At 26.7% G+C, this 1853-nt stretch carries 3 protein-coding genes; 2 read left to right on the forward strand and 1 reads right to left on the reverse strand.

Going from position 1 to position 1853, the window contains the following annotated elements; all coding sequences use genetic code 11:
- Window positions 1-57: 57 nt before the first annotated feature.
- On the reverse strand, window positions 58-207 hold the full coding sequence (locus Q0F58_RS19380; RefSeq protein ID WP_367118227.1) for a TnpV protein: 150 nt from the start codon (window positions 205-207) through the stop codon (window positions 58-60).
- Window positions 208-510: 303 nt separating this feature from the next.
- Between Q0F58_RS19380 and Q0F58_RS19385 the strand changes: the two genes are divergently transcribed.
- Window positions 511-957, forward strand: a complete 447-nt coding sequence (locus tag Q0F58_RS19385) for a transposase family protein (protein ID WP_294379718.1) — start codon at window positions 511-513, stop codon at window positions 955-957.
- A partial coding sequence (locus Q0F58_RS19390; protein ID WP_294379720.1) for a transposase occupies window positions 944-1853 on the forward strand: 910 nt, incomplete at its 3' end. The genes Q0F58_RS19385 and Q0F58_RS19390, both read left to right, overlap by 14 nt.

Raw genomic sequence — 1853 nt, forward strand, 5'->3', positions numbered from 1 at the left:
ATTTAAATTTTGAAGAGAACTAAAAACTACATTCTTAAATGATCAAAAAATTACATTTTAATGTTGACATTTATACTTCAAATGCCTTTGCCCCCATATTCCAATAGGCTTTTCTTCTTTGGGAGGTAATGCAAGCTCTGGGAGATAATAGTCGCCTTGTTTTGCATACCAAAGACCGTTTTTCTCATCATAAATCCTGTTTTCCATAATGTTTCCTACCTTTCCTCTTGATTATTTCTAAAGCGTTTCCCACGCTGTTTAGACTGTTGTACTGCCTTTGCCTGCTCTAAAAGACTGTCCATCTGTTTACTTCCGAACGCCTTTTTCAGCAGTTTATAATCTTTGTTTTCAGCACGGAGATTTTCATTCTCTCCCGCCAGTTTCTCATTAGTTTTCGTTAATCTGTCATATAAATGATAAGATAAAAATGGTTCTTTCCTACATTAGTTGAAAAACGTTAACATATTGAATATAATTATACATATTTTTAACTTTGAAAGAGGACTCTTTATGAATGAATTTATAAAACTATTAGATAAAAATTTAAAATATGTATCTCATGAAATTATAGATGATACTATTTACATTCAAGTGATTTCTGAACTTAATGAATGTAAATGTCCTTGCTGTGGACATATATCAAATAAAGTTCATTCTAAATACAAGAGAACATTTAAGGATTTACCTATGCAAAATAAAAAAGTTGAAATAATCTTAAATAATAAGAAATATTTTTGTTTTAATTCAGAATGCACCCGAACAACTTTCGCAGAAAGCTTTTCATGTTTCTACTTTAAAGGAAAAAATACTCTTCGTTTAGAAGAACAGATATCTAAGATTGCGGTAAATATGAGCTCTATAGCTGCTCAAAATTATCTAAGGGAAAACGTTGTTAATATTAGTAAGAGTACGATTTGTACTCTTTTAAAAAAAAGATACATTAATGAAAATAAATAAACAAGATGTAAAAAAGGTTTGTATTGATGATTTTGCTATAAGAAAAAGAAAAACATATGGAACTATAATGATTAATATTGAAAATAATACAATTATAGATATGATTGAATCTAGAGAATATGACGATATAGTTTCTTGGCTAAGAAATTATCCGAATATTGAAGTTTTTTCAAGAGATGGATCTATTACTTATAATAGTGCTATCGCTACTTCACATCCCAAAGCAATTCAAGTAAGTGATAGATTTCATATATTGAAAAATTTAACATCTTATTGTAAGGATTATCTTTCTAAATATTTAAAAAATAAGATATCTATAAAATCTACCAATGAGCATAATCTAGGAAATAGTGATTTATCAAATGCAAGCAAAAATAAAATACTGTCTGTAAAAGAAAAGGCTATGGAAGCAATATCCATGCATAATCAAGGCATCAGTAAAAACAGCATATGTAATTCTTTAAATTTAAATATAAAGACCTTAAATAAAATATTAAATTTAGACAAAGACAATATACAAAAATTCTTTGAAACAACTAGAGATATTCAATACAAAGAAAATATTAAGAAAAAGCAAGAAATAATTGATAAAACACGATATTTATATAAAAACGGAAATAAAATAAGTACGATTGCCCATGAATTGTCAATTGATAGAAGAACAGTTAAAAAATATCTAGACGAAAATACTTCTGCTGTAAAATTATCAAAACGTTCTAAAAGAGTATCAAAGTTAACTCCTTATATTAAAATAATTGATGACTGTATTGTTAGAGGATATACTTCAAGAAAAATTGAAGAAATAATAAAAGATAAGGGCTATAATGGATCAAGTTCTACAATAAGAAATTATATGTCACAATGGAAAAAGAATAATAAACAATTAAAAGAAAATA

This window comes from uncultured Clostridium sp., from assembly GCF_934754915.1.
GTDB lineage: Bacteria > Bacillota > Clostridia > Clostridiales > Clostridiaceae > Clostridium.

Coding starts and splice junctions, on each gene's coding strand:
- Q0F58_RS19380 (WP_367118227.1), bottom strand. CDS start 207: ATGGAAAACAGGATTTATGATGAGAAAAACGGTCTTTGGTATGCAAAA.
- Q0F58_RS19385 (WP_294379718.1), top strand. CDS start 511: ATGAATGAATTTATAAAACTATTAGATAAAAATTTAAAATATGTATCT.